Below are 25,461 nucleotides of genomic sequence, written 5' to 3' on the forward strand. Positions count from 1 at the left end.
TCAGCCCCCACCCCAAGTGCGGTCACTGGCCGGTCAGTTGATCGCCTTGATCAGCTCACCGCCCGTGGTGTCACCGCTCAGCTCCCAGAAGAAGGTGCCACCGAGGCCCTGCTGGTTCTTGTACGTCATCTTCGTCGCGATGGTGGAAGGCGTGTCGTAACTCCACCAGTTGTTCCCGCACTTGGCGTATGCGGTACCGGCCACGGTCCCGGTCGCCGGGCACTTCGACTTCAGCACCTTGTAGTCCTCGATGCCCTGTTCGTACGTCCCCGCCGCCGGGCCGGTCGCCGTGCCGCCGGGCGCCGCCTGGGTGACGCCGGTCCAGCCGCGGCCGTAGAAGCCGATGCCGAGCAGCAGCTTCGAGGCCGGGACGCCGAGGCCCCTGAGCTTGGCGATGGTCGCCGAGGTGTAGTAGTTCGCCGTCGGGATGCCCGAGTAGGAGTTCAGCGGCGAGTGCGGTGCCGTCGGCCCGGTCGAGGCCCAGGCGCCGAAGTAGTCGTACGTCATCGGGTTGTACCAGTCGACGTACTGGGCCGCGCCCGCGTAGTTCGCCGCGTCGATCTTGCCGCCCGAGGTGGCGTCGGCGGTGATGGCCGCGGTGACCAGGTTGCCGCCGCCGAACTTCGAACGCAGGGCCGCCATCAGGTTCTTGAACGCCTCACGACCGCTGGTGTCACAGGTGTTGCCGCAGGCGTTCGGGTACTCCCAGTCGATGTCGATGCCGTCGAAGACATCGGCCCACTTCGAGTTCTCGACCAGGTCGTAGCAGGACTGGGCGAACGCGGCCGGGTTCTTCGCGGCCTCACCGAAGCCGCCCGACCAGGTCCAGCCGCCGAAGGACCACAGGATCTTGAGGCCGGGGTGCTTCTTCTTCAGCTCCCGCAGCTGGTTGAAGTTGCCGCGCAGCGGCTGGTCCCAGGTGTCGGCGACCCCGTCCACCGACTCGGCGGCGGTGTAGGTCCTGTCGGTGGCGGCGTAGGAGTCGCCCATCGCGCACTTGCCGCCGGTGACGTTGCCGAAGGCGTAGTTGATGTGCGTGAGCCTGGCCGCGGAGCCGGAGGTCTCGATGTTCTTGACGTAGTACTTGCGGTCGTAGGTGCCCCATTCGGTGAAGTAGCCGACGACCTTCGAACCGGCTTTCACCGTGGGCCGCGCGGCCGGCTCGGCGGTCGCGGTACCCGCGCCGGCCAGCAGTCCGGCGCCCAGGACCGCGCAACAGGCGGCCGAAACGAGCGCCCGGAATCGGGTGCGGGGACGGGGGGAGTCGTGCATCCGGTGTCTCCTCGTGGGGGAGAGGGGAGCGTGCGCCGATTGGCATGAACGCGGTAAGGCGTGTGGTCCGTCACGGTAGGAGGACTAGACCAGTACGTCAATGGTTCGGACCAATTTCGCGCTCTTCGAGCCCCGCTCCAGGTTTCCTGAAGTAAGCGGTCGTTAACTGGTGACTCGGTGCCGCCGATCGGGCATACTCACAGCGCAGAGCCGCTGGTCAGCAGCTTCCGAGACCCGGGAGTGCGAGCATCGGCACAGCCCTCAGCAAGACCCGGCGAAGTCGCCCCCACCCAGGGCGCACATCCGCCGAAGTGCCCGACAGGGAGGAGAGCGTCGCCATGCCCGACCGCGCCCCGCAGCCGGTGGACCGTCAACTGCCCACGGACGAGGCCCGGGATCTGATCTCACTCGTCCGCGACATCGCGCAGCGAGAGATCGCCCCGAAGGCGGCCGAGGAGGAGGACGCCGGGCGGTTCCCCCGCGAGGTCTTCACCCTGCTCTCGGAGTCCGGCCTGCTCGGACTGCCCTACGACACCGAGTACGGGGGCGGCGACCAGCCGTACGAGGTCTACCTCCAGGTCCTCGAAGAGCTGGCCGCGGCCCGCCTCACCGTCGGCCTCGGGGTCAGCGTGCACACCCTCGCCTCCTACGCCCTCGCCGCCTACGGCAGCAAGGAGCAGCAGGCCGAGCATCTGCCCGCGATGCTCGGCGGCGGCCTGCTCGGCGCCTACTGCCTCTCCGAACCCGCGTCCGGCTCGGACGCGGCGTCCCTGCGCACCCGGGCGGTCCGGGAGGGTGACGACTGGGTCATCACCGGTACCAAGGCCTGGATCACCCACGGCGGCATCGCCGACTTCTACACCGTCATGGCGCGCACCGGCGAGGAGGGCGCCCGCGGGATCACGGCCTTCCTGGTGCCGGGCGACGCGCCGGGCCTCAGCGGGGCGGTGCCGGAGAAGAAGATGGGCATGAAGGGCTCGCCCACCGCCCAGGTCCACCTCGACGGCGTGCGCGTGGGCGACGACCGGCGGATCGGTGACGAGGGCCAGGGCTTCGCGATCGCCCTGTCCGCGCTGGACTCCGGGCGCCTCGGCATCGCGGCCTGCGCGATCGGCGTGGCCCAGGCGGCGCTGGACGCGGCCGTGGGATACGCGACGGAGCGGCGGCAGTTCGGCAAGCCCATCGCCGACTTCCAGGGGCTGCGCTTCATGCTCGCCGACATGGCCACCCAGATCGAGGCGGGCCGCGCCCTGTATCTGTCGGCGGCGCGGCTGCGGGACGCGGGCCGGCCGTTCGCCAAGCAGGCCGCGATGGCCAAGCTGCTGTGCACCGACGCCGCGATGAAGGTCACCACGGACGCCGTCCAGGTCCTCGGCGGCTACGGCTACACCGCGGACTTCCCGGCGGAGCGCTATATGCGCGAGGCCAAGGTCCTCCAGATCGTCGAGGGCACCAACCAGATCCAGCGGATGGTCATCGCCCGTCACCTGGCGGGGCCGGAGACACGCTGAACTGGCCCGGTCCGACCTGCGGCGCCGCGAGCCGGACCCACTCCGGGTCGTGGCGCCCGGGCAGGGTCCGGCCCCGGTCGGCCCACACCCGCATCAGATCGCGGTAGATCGGCGGATCCTGCTGCTGCGGCGGCGGAACCGATTCTGCGGGGGGCGGCACAAACACTCGGCGCTGACGCCCGGTCGCTGAATATGTGGGGGTCATACCAGGGCAACGCGGTGACGCCCGGGCAGGTCACCCGCCGACGGAATCGACCGTGAGTTCACGGCCGTCCCCGTGTCTGGCCTCCTACGCCCGTCTGACGTACCGTCAGCCCAGCCGCCTCCAGGGAGGTTTGCCGTGGCCGACGACCGCCCCGTACCGCTCGACGAGTACCCGGTGCACCAGGTCCCCCTCTCCATGAAGCATGTGGCGACCGGCGACCGGAACGCCTACGACCGCTGCATCTTCCACGTCCTCGACCACGAGGGCCGCGCCCTGCTGATCCTCGGGCTCGGCGTGTACCCGAACCTGGGCGTGATCGACGCCTACGCCACCCTGCGCACCGGCGAGGTCCTGCATGCCGTGCGCGCCTCGGACGCCCTCGGCGAGGACCGCATGCGGCTCGTCGTCGGCCCGCTCAGGATCGAGGTCGAGGACCCGCTGCGCCGGCTGCGCCTCGTCTGCGACGACGACGCCCTGTCGTACGACCTCGTCTGGACCGCCGACTTCCCGGCCCTCTGGGAACCCCACCACGTCCAGCGCCGCGGCGACCGGCTCACCCTGGAGGGGCGGCGGTTCGTGCAGGCGGGAAGCGTGGCGGGGGTCGTGCGCGCGGCGGGCGAGGAGTTCCGGGTCACGCCGGGGGAGTGGACCGGCACCCGGGACCGCAGCTGGGGTGTGCGACCGATGCCCGGCGAGGAAGGCGGCCGACTCGCCGCGGAGCACCCCACCGAGGGCTTCCACTGGATCTGGTGCCCCGTCCGCTTCACGGACCGGTTCCTGATGGTGATCGTCCAGGAGGACGCCGACGGCTACCGCACCCTCAACGACGCCACCCTCGTGCGCCCCGGCCATCGCGACCGCCAACTCGGCTGGCCCCAGCCGGAGATCACCTACCGCCCCGGCACCCGCCACCCCGAGCGGGCCGTCGTCCATCTCGGAGACCCGCGCAAGCCCCAGGAGCTGGAGGTGGAGATCCTCACCTCCTCCCCGCTGGCCCTCGGCGCCGGCTACCCGCCCGCCGACGACTGGCAGCACGGCACCTGGCGCGGCCGCGGCTGGACCGACCGCCGCACCTACGACCTCACCGAGCCGCACCCGCTCGCCGGGTACGGGGTCACCGACCACGCCGCCCGCTTCCGCCTCGACGGACAGACCGGCCACGGCATCTTCGAGCACGGCTCCTTCGGCCGGCACGACCCGAGCGGCTTCACCGGCTTCGACTCTGTCGCCCGATAAGGGGGGTTGCCTCATGGCCACGGCACCTCGGCCCCGTACGACCACCCGCGACCCGGAGGACCTCGCCCGCCGCCTCACCGCCTGGCTCGACACCCGGCTGCCCGGCGCCAAGGCCACCGGCGTGACCGTGCCCGCCTCGAACGGCATGTCCAGCGAGACGCTCCTCTTCGACATCGAGCACCCCGAACCACCCCTGCGGTCCTGCGCGTTGAGACTGGCGGCGGACCCGGCGGCGTACACCGTCTTCCCGGTCTACGACATGGTCCGCCAGTACCGCACGATGCGCGCGGTCGGCGAACACTCCGACCTGCCCGTGCCGAAGGTGCTGTGGCTGGAGGAGGACCCGGGACCGCTCGGCGCGCCCTTCTTCGTCATGGAGCGTGTGGAGGGCCGCGTCCCGCCGGACGTCATGCCGTACACCTACGAGGGCAACTGGCTGCACGAGGCGAGCGACGAGGAACGGGAGCGTCTGGAGGCCGACACGATAGGGCTGTTGGCCCGACTGCACGACCAAGTACCGCTGAAGGAGGCCGAGTTCCTCACTCTGCCCGGTGAGGGCGACGCGCTGCGCCGCCACTTCGCGGCCCAACGGACGTACTACGACTGGGTCGTCGGCGGAGTCGCCCGCTCACCGCTCATCGAGGCGGCCTTCGACCGCCTGGAGGAGATGTGGCCCCACGAACCCGGCCCGCCCGTCCTCAACTGGGGCGACGCGCGCATCGGGAACATCGTCTACGACGGTTTCGCACCCGTCGCCGTCCTCGACTGGGAGATGGCGGCCCTCGCTCCACGCGAGGTCGACCTCGGCTGGACCGTTTATCTGCACCGCTTCTTCCAGGACCTGACCGAAGCCTTCGGGCAGCGCGGACTGCCCGACTTCCTGCGCCGCGACCGCATCGAGGCGCGCTACGCCGAACTCACCGGCCACACCCCTCGCGACATGGACTTCTACACCCTCTACGCCGCTCTGCGGCAGGCCGTCGTCATGCTGCGGGTCGCCTATCGGCAGGTGCACTTCGGCGAGGTCGTCGTCCCGCCCGACCCGGACACACTGATCCTGCACCACGGCAGCCTGCGAGCCATGGTGCAGGGCAGCTACTGGGATTGAGCGACGAACGACCGGCCGGCGTGTGGGCTCAGGCGGCGTGGCGTCGCATCTCGGGGACCCTCATGGGGCGCGAGCCCGGTCCGCCGACGTGCGAGAAGGGCTGGGTCCGCCAGTCGAGACCCTGAGGCAGCGTCAACAGCAGGGCGGTGTCCTGCTCCTGGGGCTCGACGTCCTCGTCCGCGGGGCGCGCCTCGGCGGCGCGGCGGCCGGTACCGGCGCAGACCGTGAGACCGAAGGGGTTCCAGGGCGAGGCGCACAGCGCGTGCTCCGGCAGGACCTCCTCGTCCGCCAGCAGGGCGATGGGCTGCGCACAGTCCGGGCAGATCACCCGGAACATCTCGAAGGTGTCGTACGCGTCGAACTCGTCGTCGAGAGCGTCGGGTTCGACGCCCTCCGGCTCGGGCTCGGCGACCGCCTGGAGTCGCTTGGGTGCGGTACGACCAGGGCGCTGAAGACTCTGCATGGGTTCTCCCCCTCGGGCTGGGCCGTGAAGGCACTGCGGCCTCGACCACAGCAAGCACTTCCCGCCCCGTCTCGGCGGTAATCACGAGAACATCACGGAGACCGTTCGGGCGCTGTGTCCTTCGTCACATGCCCCGCGCAGGTGCCCGGCGCGGCCGTTTTGTCCCTCAGTCGGCGCACAGGCTGCTCTCGGCCACATCACGAACCGGGTATGACCTGGGCTGCTCAGGTATCCGAGGAGATCACCCGCGCTGTAAGTTCTTGCGTCATGGAGGAGCTGGACCGTCAAATCGTGCAGCTGCTCGTCAAGGACGGGCGGATGAGCTACACAGACCTCGGCAAGGCCACGGGCCTGTCCACGTCGGCCGTGCACCAGCGGGTGCGCCGGCTGGAGCAGCGTGGCGTCATCCGTGGCTATGCCGCAGTCGTCGACCCGGAGGCCGTCGGGCTGCCCATGACCGCCTTCATCTCGGTGAAGCCGTTCGACCCCAGCGCACCGGACGACATCGCCGAGCGCCTCGCGGGGGTGCCGGAGATCGAGGCATGCCACAGCGTCGCGGGCGACGAGAACTACATCCTCAAGGTGCGCGTGGCGACCCCGCACGAACTGGAGGAGCTGCTGGCTCGGCTGCGGTCGTTGGCGGGGGTGTCGACGCGCACGACGGTGGTGTTGTCGACGCCGTACGAGGCACGGCCGCCGAGGATCTGAGCGCCGTTCCACGGTCGGTGGTTCGTCGGCCGTGGGCTGTTCGTGACTGGTCGCGCCCACGCGGCGGAGCCGCACAGCGAAACAGCCCCGCGCCCCTTTCAGGGGCGTTGAAGGCGCCCTCCGTTCAGAGCGGCCGGACGAAGGCGCGAGACTGGTCCCCATGAGTGAGCGCAGCCCCGAGCCCCAGACCGTCCTCCTCCGCCGCGGAGAGGTCCACAGCCCCGCCGATCCCTTCGCCACCGCGATGGTCGTCGAACGGGGCCAGGTCGCGTGGGTGGGCTCCGAGGGCGCCGCCGACGCCTTCGCGGACGGGGTCGACGAGGTCGTCGACCTGGACGGTGCCCTGGTCACCCCCGCGTTCACCGACGCCCACGTCCACACCACCGCCACCGGCCTCGCCCTGACCGGCCTCGACCTGTCCGACGCACCCTCCCTGGAGGCGGCCCTCGCCCTCGTCCGGGACTTCGCCGCCGCCCGCCCGGACGACCGTGTGCTGCTCGGCCACGGCTGGGACGCCGCCCGCTGGCCCGGTGGCCGTCCGCCCACGCGCGCGGAGCTCGACGCGGCCACCGGAGGCCGCCCGCTCTACCTCTCCCGCATCGACGTCCACTCCGCGGTCGCGACGACGGCCCTGCTCGACATGACCTCCCTGGGGCGCCCGGAGGGGCCGCTCACCGCCGACGCCCACCACGCCGTACGCGCCACCGCGCTCGGTGCCATCACCCCGGCCCAGCGCGTCGAGGCCCAGCGCACCGCCCTCGCCCGGGCCGCCTCCCTCGGGATCGGCTCCGTGCACGAGTGCGCCGGGCCTGACATCTCCTCCGAGGACGACTTCACCGGGCTGCTGCGGCTGGCCGCCGAGGAGGCCGGGCCGCGGGTCGTCGGCTACTGGGCCGAGCGGGACGTCGAGAAGGTGCGGGAGCTGGGCGCTCTCGGCGCCGCCGGGGACCTGTTCGTCGACGGTGCCCTCGGCTCCCACACCGCCTGTCTGCACCGCCCGTACACCGACGCCGAGCACACCGGCACCGCCTACCTGGACGCGGCCGCCGTCGCCGCCCATGTCGCGGAGTGCACCGAGGCGGGCCTCCAGGCGGGCTTCCACGCCATCGGCGACGCCGCCGTGGCCGCCGTGGCCGAGGGCGTCCGCGCCGCCGCGGAGAAGGTCGGCCTGGCCCGCGTCCGCGCCGCCCGCCATCGCGTCGAGCACGCCGAGATGCTCACGCCCGAGACGATCGCCGCCTTCGCCGAGCTCGGCCTCACCGCCTCCGTGCAGCCCGCCTTCGACGCGCTGTGGGGCGGCGAGGAGGGCATGTACGCCCAGCGTCTGGGCGAGGAGCGGGCCCGCACCCTGAACCCCTTCGCGGCCCTCCTGCGCGCCGGCGTACCGCTCGCCTTCGGCTCCGACAGCCCGGTCACCCCACTCGACCCGTGGGGCACCGTCCGCGCCGCCGCCTTCCACCGCACGCCCGAGCACCGGGTCTCGGTCCGTGCCGCGTTCACCGCCCACACGCGGGGCGGCTGGCGGGCGGTCGGCCGGGACGACGCGGGCGTCCTGGTACCGGGCGCGCCCGCCGATTACGCCGTCTGGCGCACCGACGAGCTGGTCGTCCAGGCCCCGGACGACCGGGTCGCCCGCTGGTCCACCGACCCCCGCTCCGGCACCCCGGGTCTGCCCGACCTCTCCCCGGGCGCCGACCTGCCGATCTGCCTGCGCACCGTGGTGGGCGGGCGGACGGTGTTCGTGCGGCCGAGCGAGTGATCTCCGGGGGTGGGGCAGCTCCGTTCGGCTGTCGTCGCCGCCTCTCGCGACCTGCGCATCCTCCGCACTGACCAGGGCATTGAGGAAAGAGCCGCAGGTCAAACGGCTGTTGACAGCCAACGGCAGGGGGCCGGTAGGTTCGGCCCAGTCCACCACCGGACGCCCTACCGGGGAACGTCCGTGAACTCGTCGCCGCGCCGCTGGGTCAGGGACGGTGTGCCGCACCGGGGCACCGCCACTGGGAGCCAGGCTCAGCGCCCGCGCCGCTGCGAGGGAACGTTCCGGCCGGTCGGGGAGGTGTGACCCGGGTGGGGCCCGGGCGCTCAGTAGACAACGGCTTTCGGTCGATCCGCAGCCAGCGGGTCCCAGGTCGGCCCGAAGGGCGCCGGGCCCCCATCCGCCGTACGCACAGCTGTCGAAAAGCGGGTACTTACCCAGCTCTTGTTAAAACGACACCACCATACGAACCTCCTGTCACGTCGGTGCACGCGCCGCCCACTATGGTGGACGCCTGCGTACGGACTGAAGGGGCAGTAGTGAACGACGGCGACGGGACCCTCGCGGGGAGGCAGTTCGGCCCGCTCGGCACGGCCTTGGTGATCATCCCGACCTACAACGAGGCGGAGAACATCAAGAAGATCGTCGGCCGGGTCCGCAAGTCGGTCCCCGACGCGCACGTGCTCGTCGCCGACGACAACAGCCCCGACGGCACCGGCAAGCTGGCCGACGAGCTCGCCGCCTCCGACGACCACGTGCAGGTTCTGCACCGCAAGGGCAAGGAAGGCCTCGGCGCCGCCTACCTCGCGGGCTTCCAATGGGGCCTGGACAACGGCTACGGGGTCCTGGTCGAGATGGACGCCGACGGCTCGCACCAGCCCGAGGAACTGCCCCGGCTGCTGACCGCCCTCAAGGGCGCCGACCTCGTCCTCGGCTCGCGCTGGGTGCCCGGCGGCCGGGTCGTGAACTGGCCCAAGTCCCGCGAGTTCATCTCCCGCGGCGGCAGCCTCTACTCGCGCGTCCTGCTCGACGTCCCCATCCGGGACGTCACCGGCGGCTACCGCGCCTTCCGCCGCGAGACCCTGGAGGGCCTCGGCCTCGACGAGGTCGCCTCACAGGGCTACTGCTTCCAGGTCGACCTGGCCCGCCGCGCGGTCAAGGCCGGCTACCACGTCGTCGAGGTGCCCATCACCTTCGTCGAGCGCGAACTCGGCGACTCCAAGATGAGCCGCGACATCCTCGTGGAGGCCCTGTGGCGGGTCACCACCTGGGGCGTGGGGGAGCGGGTCGGCAAGGTGCTGGGCAGCGACAAGAAGGCGGACGTCAAGGCGGAGGCGAAGGCCGACGCCAAGGCGGACGCGAGCGCCGAAGCCAAGGCGGACACGAAGGCCGGCGCTGAGGCCGACACGAAGGCCGACAAGCAGGCCTGACCTCGGTCGTCGTACGGCCGCACAGGCCCTGCTGATCGTCCCTTATCCCGCGTTGAGCCGGGCCCAGGCACACTGGACGCATGACGACTGGCGCTCCGACCCCCACGTACCCCGCCCGGCCCCGGCGCTCCCGGCTGCGCACCTTTCTGCCGCTGGGGATCGCGGCATGGCTGGTGCTGGAGATCTGGCTGCTGACCATGGTCGCCGGCGCCGCGAGCGGGTTCACGGTGTTCCTGTTGCTGCTCGCCGGGTTGGTGCTCGGCGCGGTGGTCATCAAGCGGGCGGGCCGACGTGCCTTCCAGAACCTCAACCAGGCGCTCCAGCGCGGCACGGCCCCCTCCAGCGGCGGTGGCAACGGCCTGTTGATGCTGGGCGGCCTGCTCCTGATGATCCCGGGCCTGATCTCGGACGTGATCGGCCTGGCGTTGCTGATCCCGCCGGTCCAGAGGGCTCTGAGCCGCTACACGGAGCGCACGGTCGAGCGTCGGCTGCGCGAGGCCGCCCCGGGCACCCTGGGCGACGCCTTCCAGCAGGCCCGGATGCGCCGTCCCGACGGCAGGGTGGTCCAGGGCGAGGTCATCCGGGACGAGCCGGGCCGGACCCCCGAGGAGCCGCGCCCGCCGCTGACGGGCTGACGGCCCGCCCGCTGACGTCCCGCGGACATGACTACGGGCGCCGTACGTGAAACTCACGTACGGCGCCCGTGATCATGTCGTGCGCAGTGTTTTCCGCTCAGGCCCTGGGGACTATGCGGACTTGCGGCTGTCTCGGGGGTGAACGGCGATGTTCATCGCCCCCGAGCGGAGTACCGCCAGACGCTCCTCGAGGACCTCTTCGAGTTCCTCGCGGGTGCGTCGCTCCATCAGCATGTCCCAATGTGTACGCGCGGGCTTGGCCTTCTTCTCTTCAGGGCCATCGCCGTCAACGAGGAGTGCCTGGGCCCCGCAGACCTTGCACTCCCACTCCGGCGGAATCTCCGCCTCGACCGAGAAGGGCATCTCAAAGCGGTGCCCCTTCTCGCATGCGTACTCCACGGCCTGGCGCGGGGCCAGGTCGATGCCGCGGTCCGTCTCGTAGCTGGTCACCACGAGGCGCGTGCCGCGAAGAGCTCGCTCACTCATGAATCGTGCCTCCCGGGCTTGTCGCCCACAGAACAGGTGTCGCTGTCGTCGTCATCCGGTCAACGTCCGGTCGGCGGTAAAGATTCCCGTTCTGGGTCATGCGTCGCCGTCGTAGCCGCCCCTTGTTGTACCCACCAGCGCCCGGTTTGTCACATCTGCTAGCAGATATCACCCAGCGTTTCGGCATCTTTGACGCGCAGTAACGGTACGCCAGGCAGGCCAAACGCGTACACTACCGCCCTTTGGCGTCGAACGCTAAATCTTCTCCGGAACGGGATTGCCCGCGTCGCCGATCGCCTGCCGTACCGGCACCCGCGCGAGCAGGACGAACCCGATCGCGAAGAAGGCGACCAGGGAGATGATCGCGTCCCGATAGCTCCCGGTCAGCTGGTAGGTGATCCCGAACAGCAGGGGTCCCAGCCAGCTCATGCCCCGATCGCTCATCTCGTACGCCGAGAAGTATTCGGCCTCCTTGCCGGGCGGTACGAGATGGGAGAACAGGGAGCGGGACAGGGCCTGGCTGCCGCCGAGGACGAGACCGATCCCGGCGGCCAGCACGAAGAACCACACCGGTGCTCCGGCGGGCAGGAAGTACCCGGCCGCCAACGTCACCGTCCACGCCACCAGCGAGCCGAGGATCGTCCGCTTGGCTCCGTAGACGCGGGCCAGTCGGCCCATCCCGAGCGCGCCCGCGACCGCGAGCACCTGGACCAGCAGCACCGCGCCGATGAGCGTCGACTGGCCGAGGTCCAGTTCCTCGGAGCCGTAGACCGACGCCTGGGAGATCACGGTCTGGATGCCGTCGTTGTAGACGAGGTACGCCAACAGGAACGCCAGCGTCAGCGGGTGGCGGCGCATGTCGCGGACGGTGGCCGCCAGCTGCCGGACGCCCGGCGCCGTCGCCTCCCTCGCCGGTACCCGGCGGTCGCGCAGCCGCCGTAGCGGTACCAGGGTGAAGGCGCCCCACCACAGGCCCGCCGAGGCCAGACAGATCCGGACGGCCATGCCCTCCGAGAGGCCGAAGGAGTCGTGGCCGGTGTAGAGGATCAGGTTCACGATCAGGACGAGGGAGCCCGCCGCGTAGCCGAAGGCCCAGCCCCGGGAGGAGACCGCGTCACGCTCCTCGGGCGGGGCTATCTGCGGCAGATAGGAGTTGTAGAGCATCGTCCCGACGGCCGACGCCGCGTTCGCGACGATCAGCAGCACGCCGCCGAGCAGATAGCGGTCGCCGCCGAGGAAGAACATGGCCGTCGTGGCCGCGGCTCCGGTGTAGGCGGCGGCTGCCAGGAGCGGTTTCTTGCGGCCCGTGCGGTCGGCCGCCGCGCCCACCAGGGGCATCACGAGGACGGCCGCGATCACCGACAGGGACACCGAGTAGGCGAAGAAGGACCCCGCGCGCACCGGGATGCCCAGGGGGTGGACATAGCCGTCGACGTCGGCGGCGTCCTTGGCCACCGACGTCAGATAGGGGCCGAGGAACACGGTGAGCACGCTCGTCGAGTAGACGGAGCACGCCCAGTCGTAGAAGTACCAGCCGCGCTGTTCGCGCCGCCGGTCGGCGGCCTCTGCCACCAGGGTGTCCGTGCCCATCCCGCCCCTCGCTGGTCCCGCGCGCGGGTCGCGGTTCCGGGGGCGGGAGGTCGGTCAGACCCAGACGCCGCGGTCCTCCATGACCTTGCGCAACGTGTCGATGTGATCGGTCATGATGCCATCGACTCCCAGGTCCAGAAGACGGTGCATGCGATCGGGATCGTTGATGGTCCACACGTGCACGTGCAGCCCGCGCGCGTGGGCGGCGCGGACGAAACGGTGGTCGACGACCTGGATGCCCGACTGGGCCTCCGGCACCTGGGCGGCGACCGCGGAGCGGCGCAGCGCGGCCGGGACGCCCCAGGAGCGCAGCCGCAGATTGAGCACGCCTCGGGTGCCGTAGGAGGTGGCCAGGCGCGGGCCCGCCAGCCGCTGTGCGCGCATGACCCGGGCCTCGGAGAACGAGCCGACGCAGACGCGGTCCCAGGTGTCGGTGCGCTCGACGAGGTCGAGGAAGGGGTGGAGCGCCGACTCCGTCTTCAGGTCGACGTTCCAGCGCGCGTCCGGGAAGGTCTCCAGGAGCTCCTCGAACAGCGGCACCGGTTCCCTGCCCGCCACGCGCGCGTGGCTCACGTCCGTCCAGGACAGGTCCTCGATCCGGCCCGCCCCGTCCGTCATCCGGTCCAGCGTCGGGTCGTGGAAGGCGACGAGCTTCCCGTCCGCCGTGGCGTGGACGTCGGTCTCCAGATACCGGTAGCCCGTCTCCACCGCCCGCCGGAACTGCGGCAGGGTGTTCTCCAGGCCGTCCGCCGCCCCGCCCCGGTGGGCGAAGGGGATCGGGCCGGGATGGTCGAGGTAGGGGTGGCGTATCCGGGTGCTCACCGACGCAGTATCGCCCGCCGGGGTTGCCCGCCGGCAACGACCGTGCTGCCGCCCGATGCCGACGGGACGTCGAAGACCCTCAGGAAGAACTGGGCGAGGGGGCCGATGGCGACCGCGTACAGCACCGTTCCCACGCCGATCGTGCCGCCGAGGAGGAAGCCGGTCACGACGACCGTGATCTCGACGGCCGTCCGCATCAGCCGGACGGAGTGTCCCGTGCGCCGGTGCAGACCGGTCATCAGGCCGTCCCGGGGGCCGGGTCCGAAGCGGGCGGCGATGTAGAGGCCGGTCGCCACGCCGTTCAGGACGATGCCGGCGACAAGGAAGGGGATCCGCACGGCCAGGGTGTGGGCCTCGGGGACCGCCGCGAGGGTGCCGTCCATCACGACGCCGATCACGAAGACGTTGGAGACGGTGCCGAGGCCGGGCCGCTGGCGCAGCGGGATCCACAGGAACAGCACGGCCGCGCCCACGACGATCGACACGACCCCGATCGTCAGCCCGGTCAGCTCGGCGAGGCCCTGGTGCAGCACGTTCCAGGGTTCAAGGCCCAGGCCCGCCTCGACGAGCAGCGCGGAACTCGCTCCGTAGAGGGCGAGACCGACGTACAGCTGGATCAGCCGACGCCCGAGTCGGCTCTGTGCGGACAAGTGGTGCCCCTTGTGGTCGTGGTGGCCTGCTCCATGACACCCTGGGGCTTGGGTGGAAGCCTCATCCATGGCCAATTCTGGGAAGGTGGACTGATTTCCATGGCGCAGTGGACCTCGGCGGTGGGACCGGCGCAGCTCGCGCGGCTGCTCAACTCCCAGCAGGACCGCCCCGCGGGCCCCGGCACCCGCCGCCCGCCCGCCTACCGCGCCCTGGCCGACGGCATCCGACTGCTGGTCCTGGAGGGCCGCGTCCCGGTGGCCGCCCGCCTGCCCGCGGAACGCGAACTGGCCCTGTCCCTGTCCGTCAGCCGTACGACGGTGGCGGCGGCCTACGAGGCGCTGCGCACGGAGGGGTTCCTGGAGTCACGGCGCGGGGCGGGAAGCTGGACGGCGGTACCGGCCGGCAACCCGCTGCCCGCGCGCGGGCTGGAGCCCCTGCCGCCCGAGGCCCTGGGCTCGATGATCGACCTCGGCTGCGCGGCCCTGCCGGCGCCCGAGCCGTGGCTGACCCGAGCGGTGCAGGGCGCCCTGGAGGAGCTGCCGCCGTACGCCCACACGCACGGCGACTACCCCGCAGGCCTGCCCGCGCTGCGCTCGATGATCGCCGAGCGGTACACCGCGCGGGGCATCCCGACCATGCCCGAGCAGATCATGGTGACGACCGGCGCGATGGGAGCCATCGACGCCATCTGCCATCTCTTCGGGGGGCGAGGCGAACGCATCGCCGTCGAGTCGCCGTCGTACGCCAACATCCTCCAGCTGATGCGGGAGGCGGGCGCGCGGCTGGTGCCGGTCGCGATGGCCGACGGGCTCGCCGGATGGGACATGGACCGCTGGCGCCAGGTGCTGCGGGACGCGGCGCCCCGGATCGCCTATGTCGTCGCCGACTTCCACAACCCGACCGGCGCGCTCGCCGGCGACGACCAGCGGCGGCAACTGGTCGACGCGGCGCGCTCCGCGGGGACCGTGCTGGTCGCCGACGAGACGATGACGGAGCTGTGGCTGGAGGACGTCGAGATGCCGCGGCCGGTCTGCGGCTTCGACCCCGCGGGCTCCACCGTGATCACCGTCGGCTCGGCCAGCAAGGCGTTCTGGGCGGGGATGCGGATCGGGTGGGTGCGGGCCGCGCCGGACGTGATCCGCAGCCTCGTCGCCGCGCGGGCCTACGCGGATCTGGGCACGCCGGTGCTGGAGCAGCTGGCGGTGAACTGGCTGTTCAGCACCGGCGGCTGGGAACAGGCCGTACAGGTGCGGCGGGAGCAGGCCCTGGAGAACCGGGAGGCCTTGGTGACGGCGATGCGCAGGGAACTGCCGACCTGGGAGTTCGACGTGCCGCGCGGCGGTCTGACCCTGTGGGTAAGGGCGGGCGGGCTGTCCGGATCGCGGCTGGCCGAGGCGGGGGAGCGGGTGGGCGTACGAGTGCCGTCAGGGCCCAGGTTTGGGGTCGACGGCGCCTTCGAGGGCTATGTTCGACTGCCGTTCACGGTGGGAGGCGCGGTCGCGGACGAGGCGGCGGCGCGGCTGGCGGCGGCGGCGCGGATCGTGGAGAGCGGGGGGACGGGGGGAGGAGAGGCGCCGCGTACGTTTGTGGCGTAGCGGCGCCCGTAGCTACCCAGGGGCGCGGGGCTGTGTCGATGTGCGGCTACCGCCGCGTGGGCGCGATCAACCCCTATGCACCCGCGGTCGCACGACCAACCGCACCACCTACGGCGCCTCGGCGACCAAGGCCTCCGCTTCCGTCGGAATCTGCTCTGCCTCCACGGGAGTGGTCCGCGGCGGCAACAGCGCCAGCACCGCCTGCCGATCCGCGTCGCTCGTCTCGTCGTCGTACGGATCCGGCGTCGACGGCACCTGGAGACGGTGCACCGGCCCCGTACCGAGGCGGGCGTAACCCCGGCCCGGCGGGACGTCGGCGACCGGAGTGGTGCGCGGGGGAGCGCCCAGGACCGCCTCCAACTGCCCCGGCGTCGCCGGGCCGAGGACGACACGCGCGCGCGTGTGCTGGCGTACCGCGTCGCTCAGCGCGTCCGCGCTGTCGATCTGGTCGGCCACGACGACCGTGACGCTCGCCGCGCGGCCGTGCCGCAGCGGGACCTGGAGGAGGGACTGCGGGTCGCGGTGGCCGTCGGACGTGGCCAGATGCGTGAACGCGCTGGGACGGTCCAGGAGGATCCACAGCGGGCGCCGGGTGTCGTCCGGCGGCGGATGGCCCGCCTGACGGGCCCGGTTCAGGGCGATCAGGCGCCGCTCGGTCTCGGTGGCCGCCCACTCGAGACTGGCCAGGGCCCCGGTCAGCCCGCACTCGACCGCCAGGACGCCGTCCCGGCCGGTGAGGCAGGCGTACTCGCCGGTGCCGCCGCCCTCGACGATGACGATGTCGCCGTGCGGCAGCGCCTGGAGGGCGATGGAGCGCAGCAGGGTGGAGGTGCCGCTGCCCGGCTGGCCCATGATCAGGAGGTGGGGCTCCGTGGAGCGGACGCCGGTGCGCCAGACGACGGGGGGTACGTCGCGCTGTTCCTCGCCGTACGTGAGGGGGAGGGTGCGCTGGACCTCGGTGGGGTCGGTGAAGCCGAGGACCGTCTCGCCGGGGGCCGTGACGAATCGCTGGGCGGCGATGTCGGTGGGGAGCGGCGGCAGGACGGTGACGGAGAGCTGGTTGCCCTCCTCGTCCCAGGCGAAACGGTACTCACGGCCGCGGCCCGACTTGGCGTGCAGCAACTGCTCGATACGCGCGCGTGAGTCGGCCTCGCCGTCCGTGAAGTAGGCGGGGTAGCGGATCACGAGCTGGGTGATCCGGCTCGTCTCGTCGAACTCGTACTCCGGGAAGGCCTTCTCCCACTCGCCGCCGTGGGCGTAGAGCGGAGCCGGGTCCTCGGCGGTCGAGAAGTACGGCACCAGGGCGTCGTAGAGGGACTTCAGCCGCTGGGTCTGCGACTCGTCCGGGCCGTCCGGCGCGGGCGGGGTGCGGTCCCTGCCCTGCCATGCTGCCGCCGCCATCAGGGCGATGACGGCGAGCAGCGGACCGTACGGCACCAGTGCCACGACCAGGACCACCGACGCCACCAGGAACAGCAGCGGCCCGCGCTTGTCCTTGGGGGTGTCGGCCCACCTGCGCCGCCCGGCCGAGGCCAGCCGGCGCAGTCCGCGGGTGATCGTGATCAGTGGGTGGAGGACGTCGGTGGCGCTGTCGGCCGCCGTCCGGGCCAGCTCCCGGCTCCGGGCGATCTGCGCGCTGCCTGTGCTCAGGATGCGGGGGAGGGGGCGCCGGGCCACTGCGATCTCCTGAAAGTGCGTACGGACGGGACGACGGACGGGGTCAGAACTTGATGCCGCCCAGCAGGCTCGCCAGGCTCTCCCCGCCGGCTCTGATGCTCGGAGCGATGGCGGTGCTCGCGAGATAGAAGCCGAAGAGGGCGGCCACGAAGGCGTGCGACGCCTTGAGTCCGTCCTTGCGGAAGAAGAGGAAGACGATGATGCCGAGCAGGACCACGCCTGAGATGGACAGGATCATTTGAGGTCTCCTGGTTCGGGGGGACAGTCACCATGAGTACTTCCAGGCTCACAGGATGTATCCATACGATAAAAGGTGCAACTGGGTGAATTCCGGGATGTTTCACCCGTCTGACGGTGGCGACTTGGGCCGGATGGGCAGGGGACTTGCGTCCGACCGGGTCAGTGGTGATCTTTACCTCCGGCACATCGGGTCATGTGCCGCGCGAGCCAGTACCCTGGCGATTCACCTGAACGGTTGTATGAGAGGCGGTCCGGCCGATGACTGAAGCCCCCGACCCCGAGGTCGTGGAGCTGGCGACCAAGATCTTCGATCTGGCCCGCAGGGGGCAGACCGAGGCGCTCGTGTCGTATGTCGACGCGGGAGTTCCGGCCAACCTCACCAACGACCGCGGTGACTCCCTCGTGATGCTCGCCGCCTATCACGGCCACGCCGAGGCGGTGCGCGCGCTGCTCGCCCGCGGGGCCGCGGCCGACGAGGTCAACGACCGAGGCCAGACCCCGCTCGCCGGGGCGGTCTTCAAGGGGGAGACGGACGTCATCAAGGCACTTCTCGAGGGTGGTGCCGATCCGGCCGAGGGAACCCCGTCGGCCGTCGACACCGCCCGCATGTTCGGCAAGACGGAACTGCTGGAGTTGTTCGGCGCACACTGATCCGAACGTACTGACCAGCGAAGACACGGAAAACGGGGGAGGCGGTACAGGGCCGCCGAAATTTCGGTCGCGGCAGATGTAAGTGCCGAGTCATCATGACGTCGTGATTCACGGACGCGATGGCTGGGCAGATGTTGCCGCACCGCGCGGGCCGTGACGCGGCCCGTATGGGCCACCGACGAGAGGCAGAGGAAAATGGTCTACAGCAAGCAGGAAACGGCGGGCGCCCCGACGTGTTGTCACGCGGCCAGGTGAAGCAAGAACCCCGGTTGCGTCGACGCTTGATGTGAGGCTGTTTCCCATGTTCGAACCGGTCATAGCGCCCAGCGGTACGCTGCTCGGCCTGCTCCAGCGGGGCCGCGGCGACGGCACACTGCACGCGCTCACCGCCCCGCGGGCCGAAGCGCTCGCGGCCCTGAACCACTGTGTGCTGCGGGACCCCCGCCACGACTGGCAGGTGGAGAACCGCTCCCTTTACTACGCCCGTCTCTACCTCGACCTGGGCGGCGAGCTGGACCGTATCGAGGCCCACCTCTTCGACGTCGAGGACCACTTCGACGGAGAGGAGTCACGGACGGGGCTCGCCCTGGCCGTCCTCGGGCACCTCGCCTCCTACGGCAGGCAGGACGCGCTCGAACTGCTGCGCAGGTACGCCGCCTCGGGCACCAACTGGGCCTGGGCCCTGGACGAGCTGGCCCTCAGGGACGACGACGCCGGGCTGCGCGCCCTGGCCGTGCCCGTGCTGGCCCGTTTCGCCACCGACGCCGAGGGCGAGGCCGAGCTGGCCGCGACCGTGCGGGACGCCTTCGAACCCCGGCCCTGGCGGCTGTGGGCCGAGGATCCGCGCGAAGCGATCGCCACGCGCGTGCGTGCCGCTCAGGAGGCCGGCTGCTTCGACCGCTGGCAACGGCAGATGCGACCTGCCGGGCCCCGTCCGGGGTGGAGCGTGCAGGCCGTCTTCGAGTGGGCCGAGCAGGGCGTCGAACGCGGCGCCGCGCTCCATGTGCCCGCCGCCCGCTGCCTCATGGCGGTCGCCGGACCCGAGGACCGGCCCGAGATCGTCGCCGCCGCCAAGGACGGCACCGAGGCGGCCCGCTGCACCGCGCTGCGCTACCTCGCCGACACCAATGATCCCGACGCCCTCGATCTGATCGAGGCGGCCGTGGTCACCGGCTCGGCACCGGTCGTCGAGGCCGCCGTCGACGCCTTCGAACGCATGCGCAGCATCGCCGCCGTCGACCGTGCCCGCAGCTGGGCCCACCGGCCCGATCCGCTGGGCGCCGCCGCCGGACGCATGCTCGCCTGCCGCGGCGGAGTCGAGGACAAGGACCTGGTCCTCGCCGCCCTGCGCGAGGCCGTACGGGGCGAGGGGCCGGACGCGCCGACCCTGTGGACCCTCGTCGACGGCACCGGACGGCTCGGTATCGCCTGCGCCGCCCCCGTACTGCGCCATATCTACCGCGAGACCGCCTCGTCCCATCTGCGCGGCCGGGCCGCCCGGGCCCTCGCCGCCACCGACCCCTCCTTCGCCACCGGCTTCGCCGTCGAGTGTCTCTGGGACTGCGAGGAGACCACGCGCGAGATCGCCGCCCGGCACGCCGAGACCGCCGACGCCCGCGTCGTCGAGCAGCTCCGCCGCCTCGCCGCTGACCCGGCCGAGGAGGCCGAGGTCCAGACCGCCGTACGCAGCCGGATCAGCCCCCCGGACGCAGCCGCCATGTGACGGCATGCCCTCAGGGTGAACTCGGGACGACCCGCGGGTCAGGCGCGCATGGACACGGCCTGACCTGCGTGGGTGTGCGACGGAACGCTCACGGGACGTTCCTCGTCCGGAAAGATCCACGTTGACGCGTCCACGTCCGGTGCGGCGACAACACCGGTATGCGTGTCGTCATCGTGACCGAATCCTTTCCCCCCGACGTGAACGGCGTGGCCCACTGCGCGCTCCAGACCGCCCGGCACCTCGTGGATCGCGGTCATTCCCCGCTCGTCGTCGCGCCGGCCACCGCGGCCGGTCCCGGGCCCGACGCAGCCGCGCCGTGCCCCGTCGTCCGTGTCCCCTCCCTCCCCCTCCCGGGCTACCCCCAGGTCCGGGTCGCCCTCCCCAGCCGGCGCGTCGCCGCGGCCATCGCCGAGCACCGCGCGGACCTCGTCCATCTGGCCAGTCCATTCGTCCTCGGCGTCCGCGGCATGGCGGCGGCGGCCCGGCTCGGCATCCCCGCCGTCGCCGTCTACCAGACCGACCTCGCGGGGTACGCCCGCACCTACGTCCACGCGGGCGAGGCGGCGGCGTGGCGTCGCATCCGCTCCGTCCACGCCGCCGCCGACCTCACCCTCGCCCCGTCCGGCGCCGCCCTGCACGACCTCGAGTCCCACGGCGTGCCCCGGGTACGGCTGTGGCCGCGCGGCGTGGACACCGCCCGCTTCCGCCCCGCACTGCGCGACGAGGCACTGCGCCGTGAACTCGCCCCGAACGGCGAGCTGATCGTCGGCTACGTCGGACGGCTCGCCCCCGAGAAGCAGGTGGAGCTGCTGGCGGGCGTGTGCGCTCTGGAGGGCGTCCGCGTGGTCGTGGTGGGAGACGGGCCGAGCCTGCCCTCGCTCACGGCGGCCTTGCCGGGCGCGGTCTTCCTGGGGCGTCGCACCGGCGACGAACTGGCGCGGATCTTCGCCTCCCTGGACGTCTTCGCGCACACCGGCCCCTTCGAGACCTTCTGCCAGACCGTGCAGGAGGCCATGGCCAGCGGGGTTCCCGTGGTGGCGCCCGCCGCGGGCGGTCCGCTGGACCTCGTCGCCCACGGCCGCACCGGCCTGCTGGTCCCGCCGCGCGACGCGGCAGCCGTACGGGACGCCGTCCGGGCCCTGGCCGCCGACCCCGGCCTGCGGGCCGCGTACGGCGCCGCGGGACGGGCGACGGTCGAGGGACGCACCTGGGCGGCTGTCGGCGATCAGCTGCTGGGCCACTACGCGGGTGTGCTGGCGATGCGGCGGACGGCGGTGGCGGCGTGAACGGTTCGTGGACCAAGGCCGGGGGCGGTGTCCGTCCGTTGCGGATCGTCCGGCTCGCGAACTTCGTGGCGCCCGCCTCGGGCGGCCTGCGGACCGCGCTGCGGGAGCTCGGCAAGGGCTACAAGGCGGCCGGACACGAGCCCGTGCTCGTCGTGCCGGGTGAGCGGGTGAGCGACGTCGAGACCGAGCAGGGGCGGGTGATCACCCTCCCCGGGCCGCTGCTGCCGGGCACCGGCGGCTATCGCGTGCTCGCCGACCGGCGGCGGGTGGCCCGGCTCCTGGAGAGGCTGGCCCCCGACCGCCTGGAGGTCTCCGACCGTACGACCCTCAGGTGGACCGGGAAGTGGGCGCGGCGGGCGCGGGTGCCGGCCGTGATGGTGTCCCACGAGACCGCCGACGGTGTGCTCCGCACCTGGGGGGTCCCGGAGGGCGCGGCCCGGCGTACCGCGGACGCGCTGAACCTCCGTACGGCACACACCTACGCGCGCGTGGTGTGCACCACCGAGTTCGCCGAGCGGGAGTTCGTGCGGATCGGCGCGCGCAACGTCGTACGGGCGCCGCTCGGCGTCGATCTGGCCGAACGGCACCCCGCGCTGCGCGACGCCAGGTTGCGTGGCGTCTACGCGCGCGTGGACGAGACGCTGCTCGTGACGTGCACCCGGCTGTCGGTGGAGAAACGACCCGGCACCGCGCTGGACGCCTTGGAGGCGCTCGTACGGCGTGGCCGGCGGGCGGTGCTGGTGGTGGCGGGGGACGGGCCGTTGCGGTCGCGGCTGGAGCAGCGGGCGCGGGAGCGTGGGCTGCCGGTGGTGTTTCTCGGGCACGTTGCCGACCGTGGGCTGCTCGGCGCGCTCCAGGCCTCCGCCGACGTGTGTCTGGCTCCCGGCCCCGCCGAGACCTTCGGGCTCGCCGCGCTGGAGGCGATGGCCTGCGGTACGCCCGTCGTGGCGAGCGCCTCGTCCGCGCTGCCCGAGGTGATCGGGGCGGCGGGAGCGGTGGCGGCGGATCACGGGGGTAGCTTCGCGGATGCCGTGGAGACGCTGCTCGGGCGTCCCGCCGACGAGCGCCGGGGTGCCGCACGCGCGCGTGCGGAGTGCTTCGGGTGGAGGACGGCTGTCGAGGCGTTCCTTGCCGCGCATGACGCGGGGGCGGTGGCTGGGGCTGGGGTGGACGGGGCCGGTATTGACGGTGCCTCGGTTCCCGGCGGCTCGGTGGGTGGCGGGTCGGTGGGCGGCCGTGGCGGGTTGTTTCACGGGGGCCCGCCATGAGGGCGCTGCGGTTCGTCGCCCTGGGTGATTCGCTGACCGAGGGGGTGGGCGGCCCTGCTCGTCGGCGGGCTGGGACCGTCGGTGGAGTTCACCAACCTCGCGGTCAGCGGGGCGCAGACCCGGGACGTGCTGGAACGGCAACTGCCCGCCGGGCTGGCCCTGCGCCCGGACATCGCGTCCGTCGTCATCGGTGTCAACGACACCCTGCGGTGCACCTTCGACATCCATGCCGTGGCCGCCCGGCTGGACGCGGTGTACTCGGCCCTCACCGAACAGGGCGCGGTGCTGCTCACGGCCTGCTTGCCCGATCCCGGCGCGATGCTGGGGCTGCCGGGGGCGCTGGCGAGCCCGCTGGCCCGGCGGCAGCGGGCGGTCAACTCCGTGGTCCACGCGCTGTCCGAGCGGTACGGGGCGGTGCATCTGCATGCCGCCGAGGGGGAGTGGATCAGCGACCGCGCGATGTGGAGCGCGGACCGGCTCCACCCGGGTGAGCGGGGGCACCGGCAGGTGGCCGTACGGTTCCACGCGCTGCTGGCGGAGGCGGGGGTGGCGACGGGGGCCGCGCCCTCTACCGAGCCGGAGTTCCCGGTTCCCACCAGGTCGGCGAGCCTGTGGTGGCTGGCGACGGCGGGAACCGGGTGGGTGGCTCGGCGGTGCACCGATCTGCTGCCGCAGTTGCTGAGGCTCGCGGCTGATGAGATGCGGCATCGGGCGCGGGGGACGAGTGCTCGGCTGGATCTGGGTACGGCTGCCGCGGTTTCGGATGCTTTGTCTGCTCTGTCCGCGTCGGAGGCGGCCTAGCAGTTTTGGCTGCGGGCGCGTGGGGTTGGTCGCGCCCACGCGGCGGCAGCCGCACATGGACACAGCCCCGCGCCCCTGAGCCTGTCAGTGCCTCCGCACTTCCAGGAAGCGAATCGGCGTTCCTGGTACCGCCTGGGCTGCTGCCGAGAGGTCTTCTGTACGCACTACCGCGATCACGGGGTAACCCCCCGTCGTCGGATGGTCGGCCAGGAACACCACCGGCCGTCCGTCCGGCGGGACCTGCACCGCGCCCAGGACCATGCCCTCGCTGGCGAGTTCGCCCGGCCGGGCCCGCTCCAGGGCCGGCCCCTCCGTGCGCAGGCCGATGCGGTTGCTCGCGGGGGACACCCGGTAGGCGCGGGACGTGAAGGCCCGTACCGCCTCGGGCGTGAACCAGTCGTCGCGCGGGCCGAGCGTCACCCGCAGGACGAGTTCCGTCGGAGGCGCCGGCTGTGGAGCGACGTCCACGCGCGCGGGGAGGGCCGTCGGGGTGCCCAGGGGCAGGACGGCTCCGTCCGTGAGCGGGGCCGGGCCCAGGCCGGAGAGGAGGTCCGTGGAGCGGCTGCCGAGGACCGGCTCGACGGCGATGCCGCCGGAGACGGCCACATAGCCTCGTACGCCGCCGAGGGCGGCTCCGACGTCCAGGAGCGCCCCGGCGGGCACGTGCACCGGCGCACCCCAGGCGACCGGGCGGCCGTCGACCCTGACCGGGCAGGGGGCGCCCCCGACGGCCACGGTGACCGCCGAACGCGGCCGTACCGAGCAGCCGTTGAGCGTGGTCTCCAGGACGGCCGCCTCCGGTGGATTGCCGACGAGGCGGTTGACGAGTGCGGCGGTCGGCCCGTCGAGGGCTCCCGAGCGGGGCACGCCGAGGTGGGCGTGGCCGGGGCGGCCCAGGTCCTGCACGGTGGTCAGTGCTCCGGCGCGTACGACGCAGAGCGCGCGGTCCGTCACGCTCCCACCGTCCCCGCCGGCACGAACCTCACGCACGTGCCGGGCGACAGCAGTGCGGCCGGTACGCGCGCGTGGTCCCAGAGCACGGCCTCCGTGGTGCCGATCAACTGCCAGCCGCCGGGGGAGGAGCGGGGGTACACGCCCGTGTACGGCCCCGCGAGTGCCACCGCCCCGGTGGGGACGGCCGTGCGCGGGGTCGCGCGGCGTGGGACGTCGTACCGCTCGGGCAGACCGGTCAGGTAGCCGAATCCGGGGGCGAACCCGCAGAAGGCGACGGTGAATTCGGTGGCGGTGTGGATCCGGGCCACCTCGTGCGGCGGGACGCCCCAGTGCGCGGCCACGTCGGCCAGGTCCGGACCGTCGTATTGGACGGGGATTTCGACGACGGCACCCGCGCGTGGGGGAGCGGGCGGTACGTCGGCGGCGGTCAGTTCGGCGGCCAGGCGGGCCGGTTCGGCGAGGCCGTCGAGGAGGACCGTGCGGGCCGCGGGGACGATCTCCCGGACGGACAGGGAACCCTCCGCGCGGCGGCGCAGCAGCTCCGCGTGCAGGGCCTGGGCCTCCTCGCCCGAGGACACCTCCACGAGCAGTGCCGTGTCGCCGACGGGCAGCGCCCTCATGCGAAGGCCTCCACGCGGATGCCCGATCCGGTCAGCCGCTCGCGCACCCGTCGGGCCAGTTCCACGGCCCCCGGTGTGTCCCCGTGCAGGCACAGCGAGCGCGCCCGGACCGCGATGCGGGAGCCGGAGTGCGAGGTGACCGCGCCGTCGCGGGCCAGGCCCAGCGAGCGCTCCACCACGGCCTCCGGGTCGCTCACCACCGCCCCCTCCTCGCCGCGCGGCACCAGCGTGCCCGCAGCCGTGTACGCGCGGTCCGCGAACGCCTCCGCGACCGTCGGCAGACCGGACTCGCCCGCGATCTCCAGCAGGCGTGAGCCGGGCAGCCCGAGCACGGGCAGGGTGGCGTCCGCGAGGAGGACCCCGTCGACGACCGCGCCGGCCTGCTCCGCGTCGTGCACGACGCGGTTGTAGAGCGCGCCGTGCGGTTTGACGTACGACACGCGCGTGCCGGCCGCTCGCGCGAAGACCTCCAGGGCGCCGATCTGGTAGGCCACCTCGGCCGCCAGTTCGGCGGGCGGCACGTCCATCGCGCGCCGTCCGAAGCCGGCCAGGTCCCGGTAGGAGACCTGGGCCCCGATCCGTACGCCGCGCTCGGCCGCCTGCTCGCACACCCGCCGCATGGTAGCCGCGTCCCCGGCGTGGAAGCCGCAGGCCACGTTGGCGCTGGTGACGACGGACAGCAGCGCTTCGTCGTCGGTCAGCCGCCAGCGGCCGAAGCCCTCGCCGAGATCGGCGTTGAGATCGATCGAGGTCATGGAACTTCTCAATCTCCT

The 25,461-nt window shown here is 72.4% G+C and carries 23 protein-coding genes and 1 pseudogene; 13 read left to right on the forward strand and 11 right to left on the reverse strand.

Going from position 1 to position 25,461, the window contains the following annotated elements; all coding sequences use genetic code 11:
- Window positions 1-33: 33 nt before the first annotated feature.
- Window positions 34-1,272, reverse strand: a complete 1,239-nt coding sequence (locus OG866_RS36420; protein ID WP_329341438.1) for a glycoside hydrolase family 18 protein — start codon at window positions 1,270-1,272, stop codon at window positions 34-36.
- Between the two features lie 338 nt (window positions 1,273-1,610).
- Between OG866_RS36420 and OG866_RS36425 the strand changes: the two genes are divergently transcribed.
- The 3 genes from OG866_RS36425 (at window position 1,611) to OG866_RS36435 (ending at window position 5,332) form a co-directional block, all read left to right on the forward strand.
- A complete protein-coding gene (locus tag OG866_RS36425) occupies window positions 1,611-2,783 on the forward strand; it encodes an acyl-CoA dehydrogenase family protein (protein ID WP_329341439.1) in 1,173 nt (390 codons plus the stop codon).
- A gap of 340 nt (window positions 2,784-3,123) precedes the next feature.
- A complete protein-coding gene (locus OG866_RS36430; RefSeq protein ID WP_329341440.1) occupies window positions 3,124-4,224 on the forward strand; it encodes a hypothetical protein in 1,101 nt (366 codons plus the stop codon).
- 13 nt (window positions 4,225-4,237) lie between these two features.
- Window positions 4,238-5,332, forward strand: coding sequence for a phosphotransferase family protein (locus tag OG866_RS36435; protein WP_329341441.1), 1,095 nt, complete (start codon window positions 4,238-4,240; stop codon window positions 5,330-5,332).
- A gap of 28 nt (window positions 5,333-5,360) precedes the next feature.
- Here the strand turns inward: OG866_RS36435 and OG866_RS36440 are convergent, their stop codons facing one another.
- Window positions 5,361-5,795: a hypothetical protein gene (locus OG866_RS36440; RefSeq protein WP_329341442.1), complete on the reverse strand. Its 435-nt coding sequence runs from the start codon at window positions 5,793-5,795 to the stop codon at window positions 5,361-5,363.
- 267 nt (window positions 5,796-6,062) lie between these two features.
- On the opposite strand from OG866_RS36440, the gene OG866_RS36445 reads away from it, so the two are divergent.
- The 4 genes from OG866_RS36445 (at window position 6,063) to fxsA (ending at window position 10,324) form a co-directional block, all read left to right on the forward strand.
- Entirely contained in the window at window positions 6,063-6,503 is a 441-nt protein-coding gene (locus OG866_RS36445) for an Lrp/AsnC family transcriptional regulator (protein ID WP_030677853.1), read from the forward strand.
- Between the two features lie 160 nt (window positions 6,504-6,663).
- Window positions 6,664-8,262: an amidohydrolase gene (locus tag OG866_RS36450; protein ID WP_329341444.1), complete on the forward strand. Its 1,599-nt coding sequence runs from the start codon at window positions 6,664-6,666 to the stop codon at window positions 8,260-8,262.
- Between the two features lie 536 nt (window positions 8,263-8,798).
- Entirely contained in the window at window positions 8,799-9,689 is an 891-nt protein-coding gene (locus OG866_RS36455) for a polyprenol monophosphomannose synthase (RefSeq protein ID WP_329341446.1), read from the forward strand.
- Window positions 9,690-9,769: 80 nt separating this feature from the next.
- On the forward strand, window positions 9,770-10,324 hold the full coding sequence (gene fxsA / locus OG866_RS36460) for an FxsA family membrane protein (RefSeq protein WP_329341447.1): 555 nt from the start codon (window positions 9,770-9,772) through the stop codon (window positions 10,322-10,324).
- A gap of 111 nt (window positions 10,325-10,435) precedes the next feature.
- On the opposite strand, the gene OG866_RS36465 is transcribed toward fxsA, so the two are convergent.
- From OG866_RS36465 to yczE, 4 genes are all read right to left on the reverse strand, one after another.
- Window positions 10,436-10,810: an RNA polymerase-binding protein RbpA gene (locus OG866_RS36465; protein ID WP_003977404.1), complete on the reverse strand. Its 375-nt coding sequence runs from the start codon at window positions 10,808-10,810 to the stop codon at window positions 10,436-10,438.
- Window positions 10,811-11,065: 255 nt separating this feature from the next.
- On the reverse strand, window positions 11,066-12,400 hold the full coding sequence (locus tag OG866_RS36470) for an MFS transporter (protein ID WP_329341449.1): 1,335 nt from the start codon (window positions 12,398-12,400) through the stop codon (window positions 11,066-11,068).
- A 54-nt stretch (window positions 12,401-12,454) separates the two neighbouring features.
- On the reverse strand, window positions 12,455-13,222 hold the full coding sequence (locus OG866_RS36475) for a glycerophosphodiester phosphodiesterase (RefSeq protein WP_329341450.1): 768 nt from the start codon (window positions 13,220-13,222) through the stop codon (window positions 12,455-12,457).
- Entirely contained in the window at window positions 13,219-13,872 is a 654-nt protein-coding gene (gene yczE, locus OG866_RS36480; RefSeq protein WP_329341451.1) for a membrane protein YczE, read from the reverse strand. Before yczE ends, OG866_RS36475 begins: the two co-directional genes overlap by 4 nt.
- Before the next feature lie 99 nt (window positions 13,873-13,971).
- On the opposite strand from yczE, the gene OG866_RS36485 reads away from it, so the two are divergent.
- A complete protein-coding gene (locus tag OG866_RS36485) occupies window positions 13,972-15,468 on the forward strand; it encodes an SCO1417 family MocR-like transcription factor (protein WP_329341453.1) in 1,497 nt (498 codons plus the stop codon).
- Window positions 15,469-15,576: 108 nt separating this feature from the next.
- Here OG866_RS36485 and OG866_RS36490 read toward each other — a convergent pair whose 3' ends face one another.
- Both OG866_RS36490 and OG866_RS36495 read right to left on the reverse strand, forming a co-directional pair.
- The gene (locus OG866_RS36490) at window positions 15,577-17,145 is read right to left on the reverse strand and encodes an ATP-binding cassette domain-containing protein (RefSeq protein WP_329341455.1); all 1,569 of its coding nucleotides are present in this window, start codon (window positions 17,143-17,145) and stop codon (window positions 15,577-15,579) included.
- Window positions 17,146-17,188: 43 nt separating this feature from the next.
- The gene (locus OG866_RS36495) at window positions 17,189-17,383 is read right to left on the reverse strand and encodes a hypothetical protein (RefSeq protein ID WP_059196315.1); all 195 of its coding nucleotides are present in this window, start codon (window positions 17,381-17,383) and stop codon (window positions 17,189-17,191) included.
- Window positions 17,384-17,643: 260 nt separating this feature from the next.
- Between OG866_RS36495 and OG866_RS36500 the strand changes: the two genes are divergently transcribed.
- From OG866_RS36500 to OG866_RS36520, 5 genes and pseudogenes are all read left to right on the forward strand, one after another.
- On the forward strand, window positions 17,644-18,036 hold the full coding sequence (locus OG866_RS36500) for an ankyrin repeat domain-containing protein (RefSeq protein ID WP_329341457.1): 393 nt from the start codon (window positions 17,644-17,646) through the stop codon (window positions 18,034-18,036).
- Between the two features lie 301 nt (window positions 18,037-18,337).
- On the forward strand, window positions 18,338-19,759 hold the full coding sequence (locus OG866_RS36505) for a HEAT repeat domain-containing protein (protein WP_329341458.1): 1,422 nt from the start codon (window positions 18,338-18,340) through the stop codon (window positions 19,757-19,759).
- 158 nt (window positions 19,760-19,917) lie between these two features.
- On the forward strand, window positions 19,918-21,045 hold the full coding sequence (locus tag OG866_RS36510) for a glycosyltransferase family 4 protein (protein ID WP_329341460.1): 1,128 nt from the start codon (window positions 19,918-19,920) through the stop codon (window positions 21,043-21,045).
- Entirely contained in the window at window positions 21,042-22,313 is a 1,272-nt protein-coding gene (locus OG866_RS36515; RefSeq protein ID WP_329341461.1) for a glycosyltransferase, read from the forward strand. The genes OG866_RS36510 and OG866_RS36515 overlap by 4 nt, the downstream gene beginning before the upstream one ends.
- Window positions 22,310-23,114, forward strand: a pseudogene (locus OG866_RS36520) (SGNH/GDSL hydrolase family protein). Before OG866_RS36515 ends, OG866_RS36520 begins: the two are co-directional and overlap by 4 nt.
- Before the next feature lie 84 nt (window positions 23,115-23,198).
- Here the strand turns inward: OG866_RS36520 and OG866_RS36525 are convergent.
- From OG866_RS36525 to OG866_RS36535, 3 genes are read right to left on the reverse strand one after another with little or no spacing between them, the layout of a single operon-like run.
- Entirely contained in the window at window positions 23,199-24,068 is an 870-nt protein-coding gene (locus OG866_RS36525) for a biotin-dependent carboxyltransferase family protein (RefSeq protein WP_329341462.1), read from the reverse strand.
- Window positions 24,065-24,688, reverse strand: a complete 624-nt coding sequence (gene pxpB, locus OG866_RS36530; RefSeq protein ID WP_329341464.1) for a 5-oxoprolinase subunit PxpB — start codon at window positions 24,686-24,688, stop codon at window positions 24,065-24,067. The genes OG866_RS36525 and pxpB overlap by 4 nt, the downstream gene beginning before the upstream one ends.
- Complete coding sequence (locus OG866_RS36535; RefSeq protein WP_329341466.1) at window positions 24,685-25,443, reverse strand: LamB/YcsF family protein; 759 nt, start codon at window positions 25,441-25,443, stop codon at window positions 24,685-24,687. Before OG866_RS36535 ends, pxpB begins: the two co-directional genes overlap by 4 nt.
- Between the last annotated feature and the right edge of the window lie 18 nt (window positions 25,444-25,461).

Source organism: Streptomyces sp. NBC_00663 (assembly GCF_036226885.1).
Taxonomy (GTDB): domain Bacteria; phylum Actinomycetota; class Actinomycetes; order Streptomycetales; family Streptomycetaceae; genus Streptomyces.